Consider the following 22,745-nt stretch of genomic DNA (forward strand, 5'->3'; position numbering starts at 1 on the left):
GCTCGCGAGTTGCGCCCCGGCGCGGCTACGGGCAACGGGGGGCGTCACGGCTGTCTAGCGAAGGAATGAGGCGTATGTCGCGAGCGACCGAGGGTGCGGGGCGGGCGCTGCTCGCGGTGGGGGGCCTGGTGCGCCGGGCCGAGGTCTCCGCCGACGGCCGGACGCTGCACCAGATCGGCGGCCGGGAGGCGGACGCCTTCTACCGGGACCGCTGGTCCTACGACAAGGTGGTCCGCTCCACGCACGGGGTGAACTGCACCGGCTCGTGTTCCTGGAAGGTGTACGTCAAGGACGGCATCATCACCTGGGAGCAGCAGCAGACCGACTACCCGAGCGTCGGACCGGACCGGCCGGAGTACGAGCCGCGCGGCTGCCCCCGCGGCGCCGCCTTCTCCTGGTACACCTACTCACCGACCCGGGTGCGTTACCCGTACGCCCGGGGCGTGCTGGTGGAGATGTACCGGGAGGCCAGGAGTCGCCTCGGTGACCCGGTGGCCGCCTGGGCGGAGATCCAGGCCGACCCGGAGCGCCGCCGCCGGTACCAGAGGGCGCGCGGCAAGGGCGGCCTGGTGCGGATCTCCTGGGACGAGGCGCAGGAGATGATCGCCGCCGCGCACGTGCACGCGATCGCCGAGTACGGCCCGGACCGGGTCGCCGGCTTCTCGCCGATCCCGGCGATGTCGATGGTGTCGCACGCCGTGGGCGCCCGCTTCATGTCGCTGCTCGGCGGCTCGATGCTGTCGTTCTACGACTGGTACGCCGACCTGCCGGTGGCTTCCCCGCAGGTCTTCGGGGACCAGACCGACGTGCCCGAGTCCGGGGACTGGTGGGACGCCTCCTACTTCGTCATGTGGGGCTCCAACGTCCCGGTGACCCGCACCCCCGACGCGCACTGGATGGCCGAGGCGCGCTACCGGGGGCAGAAGGTCGTGGTGGTCAGCCCGGACTTCGCCGACAACGTCAAGTTCGCCGACGAGTGGATGCCCGCCCAGCCGGGCACCGACGGCGCCCTGGCGATGGCGATGGGACACGTCATCCTCAAGGAGTTCTTCGTCGACCGGCGCACCCCCAGGTTCGTCGACTACGTACGTCGCTTCACCGACCTGCCGTTCCTGGTGACCCTGGAGGCGGGCGCCGACGGGGCGTACCGGCCGGGCAAGTTCCTCACCGCCGAGGACCTGGGCGAGACCGGGAAGGAGGCGGCCTTCAAGACGGTGCTCTGGGACTCCGCCACCGACGCGCCCGCCGTGCCGCGGGGCAGCCTCGGCCATCGCTGGGGCGAACAGCAGGGACAGTGGAACCTGGACCTGGGCGACCTGGAGCCGGCGCTGACCTGCCTCGGGGCGGGCGGCGCGGTGGAGGTGGAGCTGCCCCGGTTCGACACCGACACCCCGCAGGTGCTGCGTCGCGGCGTGCCGACCCGGACGGTCGAGGGTCAGCTGGTGACGAGTGTCTTCGACCTGCTGCTGGCCCAGTACGGGGTCGGCCGCGACGGCCTGCCCGGCCAGTGGCCGTCCGGGTACGACGACGGCGAGGTGCCGTACACGCCGGCGTGGCAGGAGCCGATCACCGGGGTGCCGGCGGCGCAGGTGTCCCGGGTGGCGCGGGAGTTCGCCGACAACGCGGAACGCTCCGGCGGCCGGTCGATGATCCTGCTCGGCGCCGGCACCAACCACTGGTTCCACTCCGACGCCACCTACCGGGCGATCCTGGCGCTGGTGACCCTCACCGGCTGCCAGGGCGTCAACGGCGGCGGCTGGGCGCACTACGTCGGGCAGGAGAAGTGCCGCCCGGCGACCGGGTGGGCGCAGCTCGCGTTCGGCCTGGACTGGGTACGCCCGCCACGGCAGATGATCGGCACCGCCTTCTGGTACGTGCACACCGACCAGTGGCGCTACGACACGTACTCCGCCGACGTGGTCTCCTCCCCCACCGGCACCGGCGCGTTCGCCGGCAAGCACACCATGGACCTGCTGGCGCAGTCGGCGCGCGCCGGTTGGATGCCGTCGATGCCGACCTTCGACCGCAGCCCGCTCGACCTGGCCGACGAGGCCCTCGCGGCCCGGCCGGACGACCCGGCGGGCTGGGTGGCGGAGCGGCTAGGTCAGGGAGACGTGAAGTTCGCCTGCGCCGACCCGGACGCGCCGGAGAACTGGCCGCGGGTGCTGACGGTGTGGCGGGCCAACCTGCTCGGCTCGTCGGCGAAGGGCAACGAGTACTTCCTGCGCCACCTGCTCGGCACCGACGCGAACCTGCGCGCCGAGGAGGCGCCGGAGGAGCTGCGGCCGAAGGACGTGACCTGGCGGGAGGAGGCGCCGGAGGGCAAGCTCGACCTGCTGCTGTCGCTGGACTTCCGGATGACCTCCACGACGCTCTTCTCCGACATCGTGCTGCCGGCCGCCACCTGGTACGAGAAGCACGACCTGAGCAGCACGGACATGCATCCGTTCGTGCACGCCTTCACCCCGGCGATCAACCCGCCGTGGCAGACCCGGACGGACTTCGACGCCTTCCACGGCATCGCGAAGGCGTTCTCGTCGATGGCGGCCACCCGCCTGGGCGTACGCAGGGATCTGGTCGCGGTGCCGCTGCTGCACGACACCCCGGATGCCATGGCGACCCCGCACGGCCGGGTCCGCGACTGGGCGGTCACCGGCGAGACCCCGGTGCCGGGCCGGACCATGCCGAAACTCGTCGTGGTCGAGCGGGACTTCGGCGCGATCGCCGACAAGATGGCCGCGCTCGGACCACTGATGGACACCCTCGGCACCACCGGGAAGGGTTTCTCGGTCGACGTCCGCCCGGAGGTGGAGTACCTGCGCCGCAAGAACGGCGAGGTGCACGGCGGCGCCGCCGACGGGCGGCCGTCGCTGGCGAAGGACGTGCACGCCTGCGAGGCGATCCTCGCGCTGTCCGGCACCACCAACGGCCGGGTGGCCACCGCCGGCTTCCACGACGTGGAGAAGCGCACGGGGGTACGCCTGGCGGACCTGGCGGCCGAGCACGAGGGCAAGCAGATCACCTTCGCCGACACCCAGGCCCGTCCGGTGCCGGTGATCACCAGCCCGGAGTGGTCGGGCAGCGAGCACGGCGGCCGGCGCTACTCCCCGTTCACCATCAACACCGAGCGGCTCAAGCCCTGGCACACGCTCACCGGCCGGCAGCACTTCTTCCTCGACCACGACTGGATGCACGAGGCCGGCGAGGGGCTGCCGATCTTCCGGCCGCCGCTGGACATGCACAAGCTCTTCGGCGAGCCGAGACTCGGCCGCAACGGGGAGCTGGAGATCACCGTCCGGTACCTCACCCCGCACTCGAAGTGGTCCATCCACTCCGAGTACCAGGACAACCTGATCATGCTGACCCTCTCCCGGGGCGGCCCGACGATGTGGATGAGCGAGGCGGACGCGGAGAAGATCGGCGTACGGGACAACGAGTGGATCGAGGCGGTCAACCGCAACGGCGTCGTGGTCTGCCGGGCCGTGGTGAGCCACAAGATGCCCGAGGGCACGGTCTACATGTACCACGCCCAGGAGCGGGTGATCGACGTGCCGAAGTCGGAGACCAACGGCCGCCGCGGCGGCATCCACAACTCGCTGACCCGGCTGTTGGTCAAGCCCACCCACCTGATCGGCGGGTACGCGCAGCTGTCGTTCGCCTTCAACTACCTCGGCCCCACCGGCAACCAACGCGACGAGGTCACCGTGATCCGCCGCCGTTCCCAGGAGGTGCAGTACTGATGCGGGTGATGGCGCAGATGGCGATGGTGATGAACCTCGACAAGTGCATCGGGTGTCACACCTGCTCGGTGACCTGCAAGCAGGCGTGGACCAACCGGTCGGGGGTCGAGTACGTCTGGTTCAACAACGTGGAGACCCGCCCCGGGCAGGGCTACCCACGCACGTACGAGGACCAGGAGCGTTGGCAGGGCGGCTGGGTGCGGACCCGCTCCGGCAAGCTCAAGCCGCGCTCCGGCGGTCGGGTGAAGAAGATGTTCAGCATCTTCGCCAACCCGAAGCTGCCGTCCATGCGGGACTACTACGAGCCGTGGACGTACGACTACGAGCACCTGATCAACGCGCCGGCCGGGGAGGACACCCCGGTGGCCCGCCCGAAGTCGCTGCTCACCGGCGAGGACACGAAGATCACCTGGAGCGCCAACTGGGACGACTCGCTCGCCGGCGGCAACGAGATCGCCGCCGGCGACCCGGTGCTGGCGAAGATCTCCGGCCAGGTGAAGCAGGAGTTCGAGAACACCTTCATGTTCTTCCTGCCGCGGATCTGCGAGCACTGCCTCAACCCGTCCTGTGCGGCCTCCTGCCCGTCCGGGGCGATCTACAAGCGGGCCGAGGACGGCATCGTCCTGGTCGACCAGGACCGCTGCCGGGGCTGGCGGATGTGCGTCACCGGCTGCCCGTACAAGAAGATCTACTTCAACCATCGCACCGGCAAGGCCGAGAAGTGCACCTTCTGCTTCCCGCGCATCGAGATCGGCCAGCCGACCATCTGCTCCGAGACCTGCGTGGGGCGGCTGCGCTACCTCGGGCTGATGCTCTACGACGTCGACCGGGTCGCCGAGGCCGCCGCCGTCGAGGACGAGCACGACCTGTACGACGCGCAGCGCTCGGTCTTCCTCGACCCGCACGACCCGCAGGTGGTCGCGGCCGCCCGGGAGGCGGGCATTCCGGACGACTGGATCGAGGCGGCGCAACGCTCCCCGGTCTGGGACCTGATCATGCGGTACGAGGTGGCGCTGCCGTTGCACCCGGAGTACCGGACCATGCCGATGGTCTGGTACATCCCGCCGCTGTCGCCGGTGGCCGACGTGCTGCGCGACACCGGCCACGACGCGGAGGAGGCCGGCAACCTGTTCGGCGCCATCGACGCGCTGCGCATCCCGGTGGAGTACCTCGCCGAGCTCTTCACCGCCGGCGACCCGGAGCCGGTGCGCGGGGTGCTGAACCGGCTCGCCGCCATGCGCGCGTACCAGCGCCGGATCAACCTGGGTGATGCGCCCGACGAGTCGATCGCCGCCGCGGTCGGCATGACCGGCGCGGAGGTGGACGAGATGTACCGGCTGCTCGCCATCGCCAAGTACGAGCAGCGCTACGTCATCCCCGCCGCGCACGCCGAGGACGCCCACCGGCTGGAGAAGATCGCCACCGAGTGCAGCCTGGACTACGAGGGCGGCCCCGGGATGGGCGGCGGCGGCCCGTATGGGCAGGGCCCCTTCGGGGAGTCGTCCGGCACGCCGGTGCCGGTGCAGGTGGAGACCTTCCACATGCTCCGCGACCGGCAGACCGCCGAGGGCTTCACCGACCCGGGCGACGAACCGCGCCGGGTCAACCTGCTCAACTGGGACGGCAAGGGCAGCCCGAAGGGGCTCTTCCCGCCTCCCCGCCCCGAATCCGGACACGTCGACGGAGGTAACCCGTGAGCCAGCCGACCTGGCGGGCGGTGGCCGCCCGCGCGGCGTCCCTGCTGCTGCGCTACCCCGACGAGGCGGTGCTCGCGGCGCTGCCCACCGTGCGCGCCGCGCTCGACGGCCTGCCGGCCGAGGTGGCCGCGCCGCTGCGCGACGTGGTCACCCACCGGGAGGCGACCGAGCCCGTCGAGCTGCGGGCCGCCTACGTGCAGCTGTTCGACTTCCGGCGCCGCTGCTGCCTGCACCTGACCTACTACACCTGCGGTGACACCCGCCGCCGCGGGGAGGCGCTGGTCGGATTCTCCGCGGCGTACAAGCGGGCCGGGCTGACCGTCGTCGACGGCGAGCTGCCCGACTTCCTGCCCGCGGTGCTCGACCTGGCCGCCGTCGACGACGGCGGGTGGCGGTTGCTGCGGGAGAACCGGATCGGCCTCGACCTGCTGGTCGAGGCGCTGGGGCGGGAGAAGTCGGTCTACCGGCAGGCGGTGGCCGCGGTCTGCGAGATGTTGCCGCCCGCCCAGCCCGGCGACCTCGCCGCGGCGGCCCGCCTGGCCCGCACCGGCCCACCCGTGGAGCAGGTCGGCCTGGAACCGTTCGGGCTCGTCGACACGACAGGGGGCCGTCGGTGAGCGCGAGGAACGCAGCGCGGCGGAGCACGGCAGGCGCAAACGAAGGGTGGCACCGATGAACATGCTGCTGTGGGCGGTGTACCCGTACCTGGCCCTGGCGGTCCTGGTCGGGGGCCTGATCTGGCGCCACCGGTACGACAAGTTCGGCTGGACCACCCGCTCGTCCCAGCTCTACGAGAGCGCCATCCTGCGGTGGGGCAGCCCGCTGTTCCACTTCGGGGTGCTGATGGTGCTGGTCGGTCACATCGGCGGTCTGCTGGTGCCGAAGGCGTGGACCGAGGCGGTGGGCATCACGGAGCACGCGTACCACCTGATGGCCGTGTTCATCGGCACCGTGGCGGGCCTGTGCACCCTGATCGGGCTGAGCATCCTGATCATCCGGCGTCGGCGGACCGGGCCGGTCTTCGCCGCCACCACCCGCAACGACAAGGCCATGTACGTGGTGCTCGCCGGGGTGATCGTGCTGGGGCTGCTGGCCACCGTGCGGGCCAACGTGGCCGGGGGCGGCTACGACTACCGGGAGACGGTCTCCCCGTGGTTCCGGTCGCTGTTCTACCTCAGCCCCGACCCGGAGATCATGGCCGACGTCCCGGTGGGCTTCCAGATCCACATCCTGGCGGCCTTCGCCCTCTTCGCGTTCTGGCCGTTCACCCGGCTCGTCCACGCCTTCAGCGCGCCGGTCGGCTACGCCACCCGCCCGTACGTGGTGTACCGCAGCCGGGACGACCGGCCCGGGCTGCGGCCGACCCGGCCCGGCTGGGAGGGCCCGCCGCGGCCGCCCACCCCCCGCGACGGTCGGACCCGCTCGCGGCGGTGAACACGACACTGACGAGGGAGAAGAACCGATGACCCCGGATCTCCGGCTGGACGAGTGGCTCGCTCGGGCCGCGGCGGCACTCGAACTCGACGCGCCGTCGGCCGAAGACACCCGCGCCGTGTTGAACGTCGTCCGAGAGGTGGCACACGGGGTGCACCGGCCGGCGGCGCCGCTGGCCGCGTACCTCATCGGGATGGCCGTCGGCCGCGGCGCCGACCCCACCGCCGCCCGCCTCGCGGTCGCCGCGCTGGTTCCGCGGGACGCGCCGGCCGGGGAGGCGCCGTGACGATCGCACCTGGCCGCCCTCGCCACGACCATCCCGCGCGACCGGCCGCGCAGTGGGCGGCGGCCCGAATGTTGGCGCACACGCTGCCGGCTGCTCTGCCGGAGGAGTCGGTCCCGCTCGCGGCCGCGACCGGACGAACCCTGGCGGCTCCGCTACGTGCGGCGGTTCCGCTGCCCGGCTTCGACAACTCCGCCATGGACGGGTACGCGGTCCGCGGTGACGGCCCGTGGCGGGTCGTCGACCGGGTTCTCGCTGGGCGTACCCACGCCGTCGCGTCCCTGGTCGCGCACACCGCCGTCGAGGTCGCCACCGGCGCTCCGGTGCCGGACGGCGCGGACCGCGTCGTGCCCTACGAGGCCGCCGACCGGACCGGGGACGTGGTGCGCGCGACCCCGGGCGACCGCCGGCACATCCGCCGCGCCGGTGAGTACGCCCAGCCCGGACAGGAACTCGCACCGGCCGGCTCGCGGGTCACCCCGACGACGGTGGGGCTGGCCGCCAGCGTGGGACTCGACGCGCTCACTGTCCACGCCCGGCCCCGGGTGCGGCTGGTGGTCAGCGGCGACGAGTTGGTCCACACCGGTCTGCCCCGGTGGGGCAGGGTCCGGGACGCCATCGGACCGATGCTCGGCCCGCTCCTGCCGGCGTGGGGAGCGGTCCTGCTGGACTCCCGGATGGTCGGCGATGACCCCGACTGGTTCGCCGAGGCGATCGCGGACAGCACTGCCGACGCCGACGTGACGATCGTCTGCGGGGCGTCGTCGGTGGGTCCTGCGGACGGACTGCACTCCTCGTTGCGACGCCTCCGCGCCGTGGTGCACGTCGACGACGTGGCGTGCCGCCCGGGACACCCTCAGGTCCTGGCGCAGGTCGGGCCGAGATGGATCGTCGGGCTGCCGGGCAACCCCTACGCCGCGCTGGTCGCCGCGCTCACCCTGGTCGACCCCATGCTCGCGGCTCTCGCCGGTCGGTCCCTGGCCGAGCTCGACGCGGCGGTGCTGGCCGGTCCACTGCGTCCGGACGACCTGAACACCCGCATCGTGCCCGTACGACGTCGGGACGGACAGCTGCGGCTCGTCGAGGGCGCCCATCCCGGCTACCTGGGCGCCGCCGCAACCGCCGACGCCTTCGCCGTCGTGCTCCCCGGGTGGCAGCCCGGCGACGGCGTGGGCCTGCTCACCCTGCCATGACCCCCGCCCGGGCCGGCAGCACCTGGCCGGCCGGCCTCCTGCCGATGTGGGACTTCCGGCCCTGTCCGGGCCAGATCGGCGGGTCGAGGCTCGTATCGGTAGAGCCGAATCCGCAACTCCCTCAGGCCGACCCGGCCTCGGCACCACGATCCGACGGAGAGCAGCGATGACCATCGCCCGTGACAGCCAGGCCGTGGACACCACCCCTCCACCAGGGGACGCCCCCGGCAGCGCCCGGAGCACGTCGGCGCCCGACAGATCCGGGGCCACCTTCCAGCTCGCCCTGGCGACTCTCGGCTTCCTGGTCAACTTCTGGGCGTGGGCGCTGCTGGGTCCACTCGGCCCGGGCATCAAGGAGCGACTCGACCTCAGCTTCGCCGCGCAGTCCCTGCTGGTGGCCGTACCGGTGGTGGTCGGGTCGCTGGGCCGCATCCCCGTCGGCGCCCTCACCGACCGGTACGGAGCGCGGGTGGTGTTCCCGCTGGTCACGGTGGCGACGATCGGGCCCGTGCTGACCCTGAGCGTGGTCTCCTCCTACCCTGCGCTGATCGTGACCGGGTTCTTCCTCGGCATCGGCGGCACTGCCTTCGCCGTCGGCGTGCCCCTGGTCTCCGGCTGGTACCCGCCCCGGCGGCGCGGCTTCGCCATCGGCGTGTTCGGCATCGGCATGGGTGGCACCGCGATCGCGAACTTCACCACCGTCCGGCTCGCCGACGCCTACGGGGCACGGACACCGTTCCTGCTCGTCGCCGCGATCCTGGCCGGGTACGCGGTCCTGTCGTTCCTGCTGCTGCGCGAGGCCCCCGACCGGGCCCGACCCGCAGGGTCGGCCTGGCAGCGACTCTCCACGGTCGGCCGGCTGACCGTCACCTGGCAACTGTGCTTCCTGTACGCCGTCGGGTTCGGCGGGTTCGTGGCCTTCAGCGTGTACCTTCCCGCCTACCTGCGCACCGCGTACGGCCTCAGCGCCGGGGACGGCGCGTTGCGCACCGCCGGGTTCGTGGTCCTCGCCGTCCTCGCCCGCCCGGTGGGCGGCTGGCTCTCCGACCGGCTGCACCCGGTGCCGGTGCTGGTGTGGTGCTTCGGCGGGGTGGCCGCCTTCGCGGTGGTGCAGGCCTTCAAGCCTGCCCTGATGCCCGTGGCGACCGTCGCACTGCTCGGGATGGCAGTGCTGCTGGGCGCGGCCAGCGGCGCGGTGTTCGCCCTCGTCGGCAAGGTCGCCCCCGCCGACCAGGTTGGTGCGGTCACCGGCCTGGTCGGTGCCGCCGGCGGCCTCGGCGGCTTCGTCCCACCGCTGGTGATGGGCTGGGTGTACGGGTCGCAGGGCTCGTACGCCATCGGCCTGATGCTGCTCTCCGATGTCGCGCTGGCCGCCGCGGTATTCACCGCGGTGAAGATGGGCGGCCTCGCCAGGCGCGCCACCTGACCGTTGGCCAAAGACGCTGTGGCGCCCGCCCGTGTCTTCCGGAGACTGACGCGGCCGCGAGGCCGAGCACGCCTCGCGGCCGCGCCAGCTCCGCCCCTGGAACCGCCGGCCGTCGGGGTCGACCGGGCGACGGACCAAACTGACGGTGACCTGGTTCCGGTTTCACCGGACTATCGATGGTTTGGGTGGAACGATAGAAGACGTGGGAACTGCGAAAGCTGTTACGCCTGCCATCTCGCCGCTTGCTGGCGAGCCGATGAAGCGTGCCGATGCCCAGCGGCTCGCGGGAGTGCTGAAGGCATTCGCCGACCCCGCCCGGTTGCGACTGCTCAGTCTGATCCAATCCGCTCCGGAGGGCGAGGCGTCCGTGAGTGACCTCACCGCGCCGCTTGGTCTCTCCCAGCCGACCGTGAGTCACCACCTTCGGATCCTCACCGAGGCCGGCCTGCTCGAACGCGAGAAGCGCGGCGTCTGGGCGTACTACCGCCTCGTGCCGTCCGCGATCGCGGCGATCGCCGACCTGTTGACGCCGCCGCGCAAGCGGGCGACGAAGAAGGCCCGCTGAGCGGGGGATCACACCTGCGCGCGAGAAGCCGGCCCGGCCCCTGGACGCTCAACCGCCGGGTCGCCTGGGTCTGTCCGGCGACGGGGCCACGAGCGACGCGTCGATCGCCTGTAACAGGGCCGTCGCGGATCCGGTGAGGCGCCTGCCGGACGGCCAGACCGCCCGCAACGTCCGGCTCAGCGGCAGGTCGTCCACCGGCACGGTCACCAGTTGGCCGGAGGCCAACTCCGTCTCGACGGCGTACCTGCTGAGCACTGCGGGCGCGGTGCCGGTCATGGCGGCTCCCTTGACGGCGGCGTTGGATCCGAGGGCGAGGTGGGGCGGCAGCGGGTCCAGGTCGCGCAGGGCCAACTCCAGTGTCTCGCGGGTGCCGGAACCCGCCTCCCGGACCACCAGCCGCGTGCGCGCAAGCTCAGTTGGCCGCAGTGGGCGGTTGAGCCGAGCCCACAGATGCTGTGGCGCCACCACGACGACAAGGTGGTCATGCCCGACGATGCGGTGGTCCAGCCCGTCCGGCACCGTCGGGCCTTCGACGAACCCGATGTCGACGCTCTCATCGGACACCAGCATCCGGGCGACCTCGGCGGAGTTGACGACGGTCAGACCGACCCGCACGTCGGGCTCCCGCTGACCGAGGCAGTGCAGCCAACGGGGAAGCAACGCCTCGGCGACAGTCATGCTGGCAGCGATGCGGAGCTGGGCCGCCCGCGCCTGCCGCATCGCCGTGAGGCTGCTCTGGAACTCGTCGGCGGCCGCCAGCAGCCGTAGCGACCAGGTCACCACGACCTTGCCGTCGTCGGTCAGCACCGACCCGCGCGGCGTCCGGGTGAGCAACGGAAGCCGGGCCTGGCGCTCCAGTGCGGCGAGCCGCTTGGTGGCCGACGGTTGGGCCATCCCGATCGCGCGGGCGGCCTGGCCGACGCTGCCCAGCTCTGCCACCGAGGCCAGGAGGCGGAGCGACAGCAGATCAGGAAGTTGGCTCATAGCCACAGGCTATGACGTGCACCGCGCCCGAGGACTACTGGTCACGATGCGCTGGCTTCAGGCTGTCTCCATGGCGATCAAGAATCCGACCAGAGCGGGCGACGACCGTACCCGGGCGCGGCGGAGCTCTGACCGGCTCGCCGCCGTACTGCCGGGCCTGCTCGTCGCCGGCGCGGCCGCCGCCATCGGGTACGCCGTGAACCGTCAGATCGGAGCGGCCAGCCCGCTGGTGGTGGCGATCACGCTCGGCCTGTTGCTGAGTGCGCTGGGCGGATACCGTCCGCGACTCCGGGACGCCCTGCGGCTCGCCTCGTCGACGCTGCTGCGTACCGGAATTGTGCTGCTCGGCCTGCAACTGGTCGTCTCCGACATCTACCGGCTCGGGGTCGGGCCAATCGTCGTGGTGCTCGTGAGCGTCGCCACCACGTTCGTCGTCACCCGCTGGGTCGGGCGGCGGCTCGGCCTGACCCCGGCCCGCTCACTGCTCGTTGCGACGGGGGTGGCCATCTGCGGGGCGTCGGCGGTGGCCGCGATGAACCAGGTTGCCGACGGAGAGGACGACGACGCCGTCACAGCGGTCGCCGTGGTCACCGTGCTCGGCACACTGTCGCTGGCGTTCCTCCCCGTGTTGGGTCTACTGCTCGGGCTCGACGAGGCCATGTTCGGCATGTGGATCGGGGCGAGCGTGCACGAGGTCGGTCAGGTGGTGGCCATCGGAGGAGCGGTTGGCGCGGCCGCGTTGTCCACCGCGGTGGTGGTGAAGCTGTTCCGGGTAGCACTCCTCGCGCCGCTCGTCGCGGCGGTCGCGATCGGTCGCCGTTCGGCGGCGCGGAAGGGCGACGGCGCTGAGCTTCCGCCAGTCCTTCCGTGGTTCGTGGCCGGATTTCTCGCGATGGTGGCGCTGCGTACCACCGGTTGGCTGCCCGGCGGAGTGCTCACCGCCGCCTCCACGGCGAGCACACTTCTGCTGGCCACAGCCATGTTCGCGCTCGGTGCCGCCGTCAACCTGCGGGCCGTCGCCCGTAGTGGCCGCTCTGCGGTGGGTGCCGGTGCCATCGGTACCGCCGTCCTGGTGGCCACCTCACTGGCCGGCCTGGCCCTGGTGGGCTGACCGTGGCGCAGCGGTTGTCGGATGCGCAGCGCGAGGGGCGGCGGATGCGTGGGCGATCTGGCGATCCTCTCGAAAGTATCGCTTGAGAATCTCGCAACTTTCTGGAAACCTATAACCGTCGATGAGTGTGAACGCTAACACAAGCTGATCGGCCCAGGACCCACCACGAAACAACCAGGTCAGTCGCGGTACCGCCTCGACTCCCGACCAACAGCCCGGGCGAGGCGGTCCATGTCCGCAACAGCCAACCCACAGAACTCGGGAGGTACTCGCGTCGACTACGCGGGGAGAGCCTGACGCCCGTCGCCACCACCCCTGCCGGCCGGGCGGCTGGACCCTCACCGCGAGCTGTGCTCGCTGGTCACCCAGCCCAGGGCGAACCGCATCCCGGTAGGCACGCCCGGCCTGGGTCATGTCGCCGGGGTGGCCGTTGGGCGAAAAGCGCCCAGGCCGACGCCGGCATAGAGGCGAGATTGTCCGAATCGCTCTAGAAAGCCACCCCACCCAACCGTTGGAGGATCAGTATGGTCTCCCAGACCCGTCCCATCAGGCGTCGGCTTCGAACACTCTCGGTCTCCGCAATCGCCGCGGTCGTCGCGGCTCTCGTCGTGTCCCTGCTTCCCAATCTCGCCCAGGCCGCCGAGACCACCCTGGGCGCGGCTGCGGCCCAGTCGGGTCGGTACTTCGGTGCCGCCGTCGCCGCGGGCAAGCTCAGCGACGGCGCGTACACAACGATCTTGAACCGGGAGTTCAACAGCGTCACTCCCGAGAACGAGATGAAGATCGACGCGACCGAGCCGCAGCAGAACAACTTCACCTTCACCAACGCCGACCGGATCGTCAACCACGCCCTCAGCCGGGGCTGGCAGGTACGCGGCCACACCCTGGCCTGGCACTCGCAGCAGCCGAGCTGGATGCAGAACATGAGCGGCAGTGCCCTACGCCAGGCGATGCTGAACCATGTCACCCGGGTGGCCACCTACTACCGGGGCAAGGTCGTGGCCTGGGATGTGGTGAACGAGGCGTATGCCGACGGCAGCAGTGGCGCGCGGCGTGACTCCAACCTGCAACGTACCGGCAATGACTGGATCGAGGCCGCGTTCCGGGCCGCAGACGCCGCCGACCCGGGCGCGAAGCTCTGCTACAACGACTACAACACCGACGATTGGACCCAGGCGAAGACGCAGGCCGTCTACAACATGGTGCGCGATTTCAAGCAGCGTGGCGTGCCGATCGACTGCGTCGGGTTCCAGTCGCACTTCAACGCCAACTCGCCGTACCCGAGCAACTACCGCACCACCCTGTCCAGCTTCGCGGCCCTCGGCGTGGACGTGCAGATCACCGAGTTGGACATCGAAGGTTCCGGCAGCGCGCAAGCCACCGCCTTTCGCAACGTGATCAACGACTGCCTGGCGGTGGCCCGCTGCAACGGTGTCACGGCGTGGGGTGTACGGGACTGCGACTCGTGGCGCTCCAGCGGCACCCCACTGCTCTTCGACTGCAGCGGCAACAAGAAGGCCGCCTACACCTCCACCCTTGACGCGTTGAACAGCGCGACTCCTTCCCCCACCCCCTCGGCCACGGCCACACCGCCGCCGGGACCCATCGACCCGAGCGCGTGGTACGAACTGCTGAACCGGAACAGTGGCAAGGCACTGGACGTGTGTGGCGCGTCCACGGCGGACAATGCCTGCGTTCAGCAGTACGCCCGCTCGGGCGGGCAGAACCAGCAGTGGCAGTTCGTCGACTCCGGTGGCGGCTATTACCGGATCCGGGCGCGGCACTCGGGCAAGGTGCTGGACGTGTCCAACTACTCGACCGCAGACGGTGCCGCGATCGTGCAGTACGGTGACCACGACGGAACGAACCAGCGGTTCCGGCTGGTCGACACGGGCGGCTACGTCCGGCTGATCAACCAGGGCAGCGGCAAGGCGGTGGAGGTGCAGAACTCGTCCACCGCTGACAGTGCCCCCGTCGTGCAGTACACCGACTGGAACGGCACGAACCAGCAGTGGCAGTTGGTCCGGGTCGGCGCACCTCCCACCACGCCAACGCCGACGCCGACTCCTACCGGCACCTGCACTCTTCCGTCGACGTACCGTTGGACGTCGACGGGCTCGCTGGCGAACCCGCGGTCGGGTTGGGTCTCGCTGAAGGACTTCACCGTCGCGCCCTACAACGGCAGGCAACTCGTCTATGCGACGACACACGACACGGGAACGTCGTGGGGCTCGATGAACTTCGGCCTCTTCACCAACTGGTCCGACATGGCCACGGCCAGCCAGAACGCGATGTCTTCTGGCACTGTTGCGCCTACGCTCTTCTACTTCGCCCCGAGGAACATCTGGGTGCTCGCGTACCAGTGGGGTGGGTCCGCTTTCTCCTACCGGACGTCGAGCGACCCCACCAACCCGAACGGGTGGTCCTCGCCGCAGACGCTGTTCTCTGGAAGCATCTCCGGCTCCGGTACGGGACCAATCGACCAGGCGATCATCGGTGACGGCGTCAACATGTATCTGTTCTTCGCCGGGGACAATGGCAAGATCTACCGGGCCAGCATGCCCATCGGCAATTTCCCCGGCAGCTTCGGCACGACGTCGACAGTGGTCATGAGCGACACGACGAACAACCTGTTCGAAGCGGTCCAGGTCTACAAGGTCCAGGGCCAGAACCAGTACCTCATGATCGTCGAGGCGATCGGCTCGCAGGGTCGCTACTTCCGCTCGTTCACGGCCACCAGTCTGGGCGGTTCGTGGACCCCGCAGGCCGCAACCGAGAGCAACCCCTTCGCCGGCAAGGCCAACAGTGGCGCGACCTGGACCAACGACATCAGCCACGGCGAACTGATTCGCAGCAACGCAGACCAAACCATGACCATTGACGCCTGCAAGCTGCAGTTCCTCTACCAGGGACGTTCCCCCAGCTCCGGCGGGGACTACGGCCTCCTCCCCTATCGGCCAGGTCTGCTGACGCTACAGCGCTGATGACGTGACGCAGGTCCGGCACGGATGTTCCTGACGATCACGAGCAACGACATGCGTCGAATCGGGCGAACGTAGTCACGACCCACGATCAGGATCAGGTGAATCCGAAGCGGCGGGCTCGGCCCAAGGCCGAGCCCGCCTACGGACTTCAGCCGCTGCCGAAGGGGCTCCAACCTCGAAGTCCTCCGCTGTCCGGGTGCGCCAGAAAAGGATCCCGGGTGGACGGACGCGCCGGACGGCGGCGACTGCGCGCCGCATGGTCGATATTGCGTCAGCGAAAGCCGGGTAGATACTCTACGCGCTCGATCGAGCGCCCTAGGTGATCATCCTGAATTCCTGCTGACCGGAGATGACGTGCTCAGACGCACTGCAACCGTCGGAATCGCCCTACTGGCCTGCCTTGCGGGCACCGGCGCGGTGGCCATGCCAGCGCACGCCTGGGAACCCGAGTGTCCCATCGATTGCGACGGTGGGGGTGGCGATGGCGGTGGCGGTGGCGGCCCCGTTACGCCTCCGCCTTCGCCTGCGTACAACCTGCAAGGCGTCATCCAACTGGAAGACACCGGCCACGAAGGATCCTGGCCGCTGCGCCGCGGCGGAATCAAGGTCCGCGGATACTCCCGGCTCGCCACCTGGAGCAACAACCGGGTGGACGCCAACTACATCAACGTCCGCTGCTCCGCCACCGTCCTCAGCTACTCCAGCAACGACTACGACTCCGAGAACAACGGCGCGCTCGTCGACGTGAGCTTCTGGTCTCCGACTGTCCCGGTCACCGGCGTCCCCGTCCAGTCCCGGACCGTCAAGGTCGACTGCACCCACCACGCCGAGAAGAACGGCGTCAACTACGACACCACCAGCACCGCCCAGTTCGTCATCCCCGAGTGATTCCCGGCGGGGCCGGTCCGGACCGGGCCGGCCCTGCCGCCCTCGGCCCCTCTCAGTCGGCCGCAGTAGATGCCGGCTTCAGACGCTTCCGCTCGACAACGCTTGTTGCCGTCACCACGCTCAGCGGCGGCACGTCCTTCGCGACGACGGCACCTGCGCCGACGACCGAGCCGTGACCGATTGTGACTCCGGGGCTGACCGTGGCTGCGGCGCCGATCCACACGTCATCCTCGATGACGATGGGCGCGTGCGTGATGAAGTCGTACCGTTCATCGAGCTCGACGGGATGTCCAGCCGTGCTCAGAGTCACTCGGGGACCGATCAGGACGCGGTCACCGATGGTGATGCCCCCGTAGTCGAGGAAGAAGCACCCCTGATTGATGAACACGCGCTCGCCGAACGATGCGCCAAGCCCGTAGTCGCAATAGAACGGGGGCAGGATGGACAGACAGTCGGGGATCGGTTGACCGAAAATCTCGGTGAGCACCGTCCTGCGCGCGTCGAGGTCGCCGAACGGCAGCCCGTTGAGTCGCGAGGTCAGGTTCATGACGAGCTGGACGCGTTCCGCGAAGGCTCGTGACTCGGGCGTCCGGGTTCGTAGGCGTTGCTCGTTGCGCACCAGGCGATGCTGGCACGGCGAGTCAGGGACCCGGTGGCGACCCACCGGCAGGGAGCGCACTTCGTGATCGTGGTGTTCTCATCGAATGCCCGGATCTGCCGCGATCCCTGCGGGTGTCGCAGATCAGGTGGCGGGCGACTGACCGCGTTGAGCAGCGAGTCTCTTGATCATGATGTGTTCCCGACGGATGCCGTCGGGCATGAGGTCGCCGAGCTCGCCCAGGTCATGGAAGCCGTTTCGCCGGTAGAGCGCCCAGGCGTTGTCGTTGCCCTTCACCACGGCCAGCCGTAGCGTCCCCGCGCCCACCTGCCGAGCCCGCTGCTCGACCGCATGCAGGAGGTGGTCGCCCACGCCTCGGCCACGTCCCACCGGCGCCACGTACATGGAGATGAGCTCGACGACGCCGTCCTGATCAGTCGGCACTCCACTGGCCATCCCGACGGGCTGCCCGTCGAGCATCGCCACCACGTTGTACGAGTCGGGGATGGCCAGCCGAAGCCGCCAGCGTTCCTCACGGTCGCCGTCGCCCTGCCAATCCGCCAGCTGTGAACCGAAGGCGTACGGCGCCTCCGTCAGCGCAGCGAGGCGCAGTTCCCGCCAGACCTGCCAATCGCCCTCGGTAAGCACGCGCGTTTTGATCACTCTTGAAGGCTGCCGCAGATCTGGGGGACCGGGCAATGCGTTTTCGGCTGGGGCCATCGGCGAGCCGGTAACCATGGGCCCAGTGGTCACGAGCGGGCACGAGATGCCATCGGCACGGCCGCCGAGAGCAGGCATTTGGGGCATCACGGCCGCTTAACTCAGCGTCGACGCAACAAGTAGGTGTCCATCACCCAGCCCCGACCCTGCTTTGCCTCCGCTCGTCGTGACCAGATCGCGTCGGCGACCTCGTCCAGGCGGCCGGCGACCAACTGCTCGTCGGACGAGCCGAGGTTCGCGCCCCACCAGATCTGCCAGGTCGAGGGCTCGGGTAGCCGGCGGCAGGTCAACGCCCCGTCGAGCATGACGACGAGGTTGTCGCCGTCTGCCGCGTCCTCCAGCAGGCGCCGGCCGGTCGTGATCGTGATCGGGCCACCGATCGCGTTGAGCACGAGTCGGTGGCGGGCCGCGAGCAGCTGGACACTGCTGAGACCGGGCACCACCTCCACCGCGACCTCGACGCGTCCGCGCTCGACGATGCGGTCCGCCAGCCGGATCGCCGAGTCGTACAGGGCCGGGTCGCCCCACACGAGCACCGCCGCGTCTCCCGGGTTGTCCAGCAGTGCCTGCTCGTAGACCTGCGCCCGCGCCTCGTGCCAGTCGCGCACCGCGGTGGCGTAGTCGGCAGGGTCGGCACGGTCCCGCTCGGGGTCGGGGACGTGCACGAGCCGCCGCTGCCCGGTGACGTGCCGCTCGCAGATCGTCTCGCGCATCGCGATGAGGTCGGCCGTGCCCGGGTGCTGCGCGGTCTTGTCGGCGACGAGGAAGTAGGCGACCTCGTTGAGCACCCGGGCGGCCTGGGCCGTCACCAGCTCGGGGTCGCCCGGGCCCAGCCCGACGAGCGCGAGGCGCCGTGTCACGCGTCGTCCTCCAGGTCGCCCTCGACCTCCAGGTAGACCCGCGCCATCTCCGCCATGATCTCGGTGTCCGGCTCGGACCACAGCCCGCGGTCAGCAGCCTCGTTCAGCCGTTCCACGATGCCGCGCAGCGCCCAGGGGTTCGCGCGGCGCATGAACTCCTGGTTCGTCTCGTCGAGGACGTACTCGCGGGCCAGAGACTCGTACATCCAGTCGTGGACGACTCCGGCGGTCGCGTCGAAGCCGAACAGGTAGTCCACGGTCGCGGCGAGCTCGAACGCGCCCTTGTACCCGTGGCGCTGCATCGCCGCGATCCAGCGCGGGTTGACGACGCGTGAGCGAAAGACGCGGTTGGTCTCCTCCTGCAGTGTGCGGGTGCGCACGGCGTCCGGCGTGGTCGAGTCCCCGACGTACGCCTTCGGCTCGGTGCCGGTCAGCGCACGGACCGTGGCGATCATGCCGCCGTGGTACTGGAAGTAGTCGTCGGAGTCGGCGATGTCGTGCTCGCGCGAGTCGATGTTCTTCGCCGCGACGACGATGCGCTTGTAGCTGGTGCGCATGTCGTCGGTGGCCGCGACACCGTCGAGCCCGCGGCCGTACGCGAAGCCGCCCCACGCGGTGTAGACCGCGGCCAGGTCGGCGTCGTCGCGCCACGTGCCGGACTCGACGATCTGGAGGATGCCGGCACCGTACGAGCCCGGCTTCGAGCCGAAGATCCGGGTGGTGGCCCGCCGCAGGTCACCGTGCCCGGCGAGGTCCTCGCGGGTATGCGCGCGGACGAAGTTGAGCTCGTCGGGCTCGTCCAGCCCGGCGACGACCTGCACGGCGTCGTCAAGGATTTCGATGACGTGCGGGAAGGCGTCGCGGAAGAAGCCCGAGATGCGCACGGTCACGTCGATGCGCGGACGGCCCAGCTCGTCGAGGTCGATCACCTCCAGGCCGTTGACGCGTCGCGACGCCGGATCCCAGGTCGGGCGCACGCCCAGCAGCGCGAGCACCTCGGCGACGTCGTCACCGGACGTGCGCATGGCGGACGTCCCCCACACGGACAGGCCGACCGAGCGCGGGTGCTCGCCGGTCTCGGCGAGGTGCCGGGCGACGAGCGACTCGGCCATCGCCTGTCCCGTCTCCCACGCGAGGCGCGACGGGACGGCACGCGGGTCGACGGTGTAGAAGTTGCGACCGGTCGGCAGGACGTTGACCAGTCCGCGCAGCGGGGAGCCGGACGGCCCGGCCTCGACGAAGCCGCCGGCGAGCGCGTGCAGGACGTTGGTCAGTTCGTCGGTGGTGGCGGCCAGGCGCGGGACGACCTGCTCGGCGGCGAACCGCAGGACGTCGCGCACGACCGGGTCGTCGTGCAGCGTGTCGATCGCGTCGACGGCCCAGCCGGCCTTCTCCATCGCCTCGACCAGGGCACGGGCCTGCCCCTCCACGGCGTCGACCGCGGGGAGAGGGGCGTCCTCCGCGAGCCCCAGGGCGGCGCGCAGGCCGGGCAGAGCGCGGTTCTGGCCGCCCCACACCTGCGTGGCGCGGAGCACGGCGAGCACGAGGTTGACCCGCGCCTCCCCCGTCGGCGCCTGGCCCAGCACGTGCAGCCCGTCGCGGATCTGGACGTCCTTGATCTCGCACAGCCAGCCGTCGACGTGCAGAAGGAAGTCGTCGAACTCCTCGTCGTCGGGTCGCTCCTCCAGCCCGAGGTCGCGGTGCATCTGCGCGGACTGCATGAGCGTCCAGATCTGCTGGCGGATCGCGGGCAGCTTCGCCGGATCCATGGCCGCGACGTTGGCGTGCTCGTCGAGCAGCTGCTCGAGCTCGGCGATGTCGCCGTAGCTCTCGGCACGCGCCATCGGCGGCACGAGGTGGTCGACGATCGTGGCGTGCGCGCGGCGCTTGGCCTGGGCGCCCTCGCCGGGGTCGTTGACGAGGAACGGGTAGATCAGCGGCATGCTGCCGATGGCCGCGTCCGTGGCACACCCGGCCGAGAGCGCGGCGTTCTTGCCCGGCAGCCACTCCATCGAGCCGTGCTTGCCCAGATGCACGACCGCGTGGGCACCGAAGCCGTGCTCGAGCCAGCGGTACGCCGCCAGGTAGTGGTGCGACGGCGGCAGGTCGGGGTCGTGGTAGATCGCGACCGGCTTCTCGCCGAAACCGCGTGGCGGCTGGATGAGGATGACGACGTTGCCCGCGCGCAGCGTGGCCAGCACGATGTCGCCGGCGTCGTCGACGAACAGTGAGCCGGGGGCCTCGCCCCAGGTCTCGACCATGGCGGCACGAAGCTCGTCCGGCAGGTGGGCGGTCCAGCGCAGGTAGTCGTCGCGGCCGATACGCACGTGCGACTCACTGAGCTGGGCCTGCGTGAGCCACTCCTCGTCCTGGCCACCGGCCTCGATCAGCGCGTGGATGAGCGCGTTGCCGGCCGTCGTGTCGGGGTCCTCCCCCTCGACCGGCGGGAGCGGGTCGAGCCCGGGAATCTCGCCGGGCGCACCGAGGTGGTAGCCGGCGTCGCGCATCGCGCGCAGCAGCCGGATCGCCGATACGGGCGTGTCGAGGCCGACGGCGTTGCCGATGCGGCTGTGCTTGGTCGGGTAGGCCGACAGGACAAGGGCCACCCTGCGCTCGGCCGGTGCAACGTGTCGGAGCCGCGCGTGGTTCACTGCGATGCCCGCGACGCGGTCGCACCGCTCGGCGTCGGTCTGGTAGCGCGGCAGACCGTCGGCGTCGACCTCCTTGAACGAGAACGGGACGGTGATGAGCCGGCCGTCGAACTCGGGGATGGCGATCTGGGTCGCGGAGTCGAGCGGGGTGACGCCGTCATCGGACGCCTCCCACTCGGCCTTGCTGGAGGTGAGCGCCAACGCCTGCAGCACGGGGACGTCCAAGGCGCGCAGCCGCTCGACGTTCCAGGACTCGTCGTCGCCGCCGGCGCTGGCGGTGGCGGGCTTGGAGCCGCCGGCGGCGAGCACGGTGACGATGATCGCGTCGAGCGTGGCGAGCTCGGTGAACAGCTCGTCGGGCGCCGCCCGCAGCGAGGAGACGAAGATCGGCACGCCGACGGCCTTGCCGGTCGCGTCGATCGCGTCGGCGAGCTCGTGCGCAAACGCGTTGTTGCCGCTCACCTCGTGTGCCCGGTAGTACAGGATGCCGATCCGTGGCACACCGCTCCCGGCTGCCTGCCGGCCGACGCCCCACTCGGGCAGGACGGCCGGCGGCTCGAAGCCCTCGCCGGTCAGCAGCACCGTGTCGGAGAGAAAGGCGTGCAGCTGACCCAGGTTCTCCGCGCCGCCCTCGGCGAGGTAGCGGTGCGCCTCGGCGCACACGCCGATCGGCACGGTTGACAGCTCCATGAGTGCGGCGTTCGGCGTCCGCTCCCCGCCGAGCACGACCAGGGGACGTCCGGCGTCGCGCACAAGGGCGGCGACGTCCCGCACGTCCTCGGGCGAACCGAGCACGCGCAGCACGACCAGGTCCGCCTCGGCGGTCAGGGCGTCGCGGCGCTCGTCGGTCACCCGGACAGGGTTGGCCCAGGTGTAGTCCGAGCCGCTGGCACGCGCCGACAACAGGTCGGTGTCCGACGTGGACATGAGAGCGATGCGGGTCATGCTTCTCCTTCGGTGGAGATGGTCCGGGAGCCGAGGCGCAGGTCGTCGACCGGGCGGCCGGCGCAAAGGTGCTCGCGGACCAGCCGGGCCGCGTCGCCGGGTCGAACCGGCCCGTACCAGGCGCCGTCGGGGTGAACGACGGCCACGGGGCCGTGATTGCACGGGAACAAGCACCCGGTCTGCGCCATGAGGACGTCGGAGTCGGTGAGCCGGTGCTCGACGAGCGCGCCGACGAGCGCGCGGTAGGTCTCGTCCGCACCTCGGGCGCTGCAGCGCGGGCCGCGGCACAGCAGCAGATGGTGCCGGTACGGCGGGGGCGCGTCCCAGGCCGGTGACGACAACGGCGCCTCGCGGCCGGTGATGGTCCGCTCTCCGAACCGGATGACCGGCGGGTCGATCTGCTGGCGGTGCCAGTGGCCGGCGACGCGTCCCACCCACGAGCGGGCGTAGGTCAGGTCGTCGGTGCTCACCGGCTCGAGGCGAACCTCTCGGACGCCGTCGGCGTGCACCAGGTCGAGCACGTGGGTGAGGGTCGGCTCGCCGCCCTGCAGGAATGCCAGACGGGCACCGGCGGCCTCGGCCGCCTGGCGCAGCACCGCCGGTCGGGCGGCGTCCGGCAGGGCGGTCGCGACGTGGACGAGGACGCTCACGACGTCAGGAGCAGAC

Annotated in this window: 17 protein-coding genes; 11 read left to right on the plus strand and 6 right to left on the minus strand. The window is 70.7% G+C overall.

Annotation, left to right across the window (positions count from 1 at the left end; all coding sequences use genetic code 11):
* The first annotated feature begins 74 nt into the window (after positions 1-74).
* From ACQPZO_RS19245 to ACQPZO_RS19280, 8 genes are all read left to right on the plus strand, one after another.
* Positions 75-3,740 (plus strand): nitrate reductase subunit alpha, encoded by a 3,666-nt coding sequence (locus ACQPZO_RS19245; RefSeq protein ID WP_433342839.1) that lies wholly within the window; start codon positions 75-77, stop codon positions 3,738-3,740.
* The gene (gene narH, locus ACQPZO_RS19250; RefSeq protein WP_433342840.1) at positions 3,740-5,437 is read left to right on the plus strand and encodes a nitrate reductase subunit beta; all 1,698 of its coding nucleotides are present in this window, start codon (positions 3,740-3,742) and stop codon (positions 5,435-5,437) included. The genes ACQPZO_RS19245 and narH overlap by 1 nt, the downstream gene beginning before the upstream one ends.
* The gene (gene narJ, locus ACQPZO_RS19255) at positions 5,434-6,054 is read left to right on the plus strand and encodes a nitrate reductase molybdenum cofactor assembly chaperone (RefSeq protein ID WP_433342842.1); all 621 of its coding nucleotides are present in this window, start codon (positions 5,434-5,436) and stop codon (positions 6,052-6,054) included. Before narH ends, narJ begins: the two co-directional genes overlap by 4 nt.
* A gap of 55 nt (positions 6,055-6,109) precedes the next feature.
* Positions 6,110-6,871 carry a respiratory nitrate reductase subunit gamma gene (gene narI, locus ACQPZO_RS19260; RefSeq protein WP_433342843.1) on the plus strand — a complete coding sequence of 254 codons (762 nt, stop codon included), beginning with the start codon at positions 6,110-6,112 and terminating at the stop codon, positions 6,869-6,871.
* A gap of 28 nt (positions 6,872-6,899) precedes the next feature.
* Positions 6,900-7,157, plus strand: coding sequence for a DUF6457 domain-containing protein (locus ACQPZO_RS19265; protein WP_433342845.1), 258 nt, complete (start codon positions 6,900-6,902; stop codon positions 7,155-7,157).
* Positions 7,154-8,347: a molybdopterin molybdotransferase MoeA gene (locus ACQPZO_RS19270; protein WP_433342846.1), complete on the plus strand. Its 1,194-nt coding sequence runs from the start codon at positions 7,154-7,156 to the stop codon at positions 8,345-8,347. The genes ACQPZO_RS19265 and ACQPZO_RS19270 overlap by 4 nt, the downstream gene beginning before the upstream one ends.
* Before the next feature lie 166 nt (positions 8,348-8,513).
* On the plus strand, positions 8,514-9,773 hold the full coding sequence (locus ACQPZO_RS19275; RefSeq protein WP_433342848.1) for an MFS transporter: 1,260 nt from the start codon (positions 8,514-8,516) through the stop codon (positions 9,771-9,773).
* Between the two features lie 193 nt (positions 9,774-9,966).
* On the plus strand, positions 9,967-10,338 hold the full coding sequence (locus tag ACQPZO_RS19280) for an ArsR/SmtB family transcription factor (protein ID WP_433351085.1): 372 nt from the start codon (positions 9,967-9,969) through the stop codon (positions 10,336-10,338).
* A gap of 48 nt (positions 10,339-10,386) precedes the next feature.
* On the opposite strand, the gene ACQPZO_RS19285 is transcribed toward ACQPZO_RS19280, so the two are convergent.
* Positions 10,387-11,322 carry a LysR family transcriptional regulator gene (locus ACQPZO_RS19285; RefSeq protein ID WP_433342849.1) on the minus strand — a complete coding sequence of 312 codons (936 nt, stop codon included), beginning with the start codon at positions 11,320-11,322 and terminating at the stop codon, positions 10,387-10,389.
* A 70-nt stretch (positions 11,323-11,392) separates the two neighbouring features.
* Between ACQPZO_RS19285 and ACQPZO_RS19290 the strand changes: the two genes are divergently transcribed.
* From ACQPZO_RS19290 to ACQPZO_RS19300, 3 genes are all read left to right on the plus strand, one after another.
* On the plus strand, positions 11,393-12,433 hold the full coding sequence (locus ACQPZO_RS19290; RefSeq protein WP_433342850.1) for a YeiH family protein: 1,041 nt from the start codon (positions 11,393-11,395) through the stop codon (positions 12,431-12,433).
* Positions 12,434-12,957: 524 nt separating this feature from the next.
* Positions 12,958-15,417 carry a non-reducing end alpha-L-arabinofuranosidase family hydrolase gene (locus ACQPZO_RS19295; RefSeq protein ID WP_433342851.1) on the plus strand — a complete coding sequence of 820 codons (2,460 nt, stop codon included), beginning with the start codon at positions 12,958-12,960 and terminating at the stop codon, positions 15,415-15,417.
* A 648-nt stretch (positions 15,418-16,065) separates the two neighbouring features.
* The gene (locus ACQPZO_RS19300; protein WP_433342853.1) at positions 16,066-16,305 is read left to right on the plus strand and encodes a hypothetical protein; all 240 of its coding nucleotides are present in this window, start codon (positions 16,066-16,068) and stop codon (positions 16,303-16,305) included.
* A gap of 52 nt (positions 16,306-16,357) precedes the next feature.
* On the opposite strand, the gene ACQPZO_RS19305 is transcribed toward ACQPZO_RS19300, so the two are convergent.
* From ACQPZO_RS19305 to ACQPZO_RS19325, 5 genes are all read right to left on the minus strand, one after another.
* Complete coding sequence (locus ACQPZO_RS19305) at positions 16,358-16,924, minus strand: sugar O-acetyltransferase (RefSeq protein ID WP_433342855.1); 567 nt, start codon at positions 16,922-16,924, stop codon at positions 16,358-16,360.
* A 123-nt stretch (positions 16,925-17,047) separates the two neighbouring features.
* Complete coding sequence (locus tag ACQPZO_RS19310) at positions 17,048-17,566, minus strand: N-acetyltransferase family protein (protein WP_433342857.1); 519 nt, start codon at positions 17,564-17,566, stop codon at positions 17,048-17,050.
* Between the two features lie 158 nt (positions 17,567-17,724).
* A complete protein-coding gene (gene cobF, locus ACQPZO_RS19315; protein WP_433342858.1) occupies positions 17,725-18,483 on the minus strand; it encodes a precorrin-6A synthase (deacetylating) in 759 nt (252 codons plus the stop codon).
* The gene (gene cobN / locus ACQPZO_RS19320) at positions 18,480-22,079 is read right to left on the minus strand and encodes a cobaltochelatase subunit CobN (protein WP_433342860.1); all 3,600 of its coding nucleotides are present in this window, start codon (positions 22,077-22,079) and stop codon (positions 18,480-18,482) included. The genes cobF and cobN overlap by 4 nt, the downstream gene beginning before the upstream one ends.
* Positions 22,076-22,729, minus strand: a complete 654-nt coding sequence (locus ACQPZO_RS19325) for a (2Fe-2S) ferredoxin domain-containing protein (protein ID WP_433342862.1) — start codon at positions 22,727-22,729, stop codon at positions 22,076-22,078. The genes cobN and ACQPZO_RS19325 overlap by 4 nt, the downstream gene beginning before the upstream one ends.
* Positions 22,730-22,745 lie beyond the last annotated feature (16 nt).

This window comes from Micromonospora sp. CA-111912 (assembly GCF_050948415.1).
Classification (GTDB): domain Bacteria; phylum Actinomycetota; class Actinomycetes; order Mycobacteriales; family Micromonosporaceae; genus Micromonospora.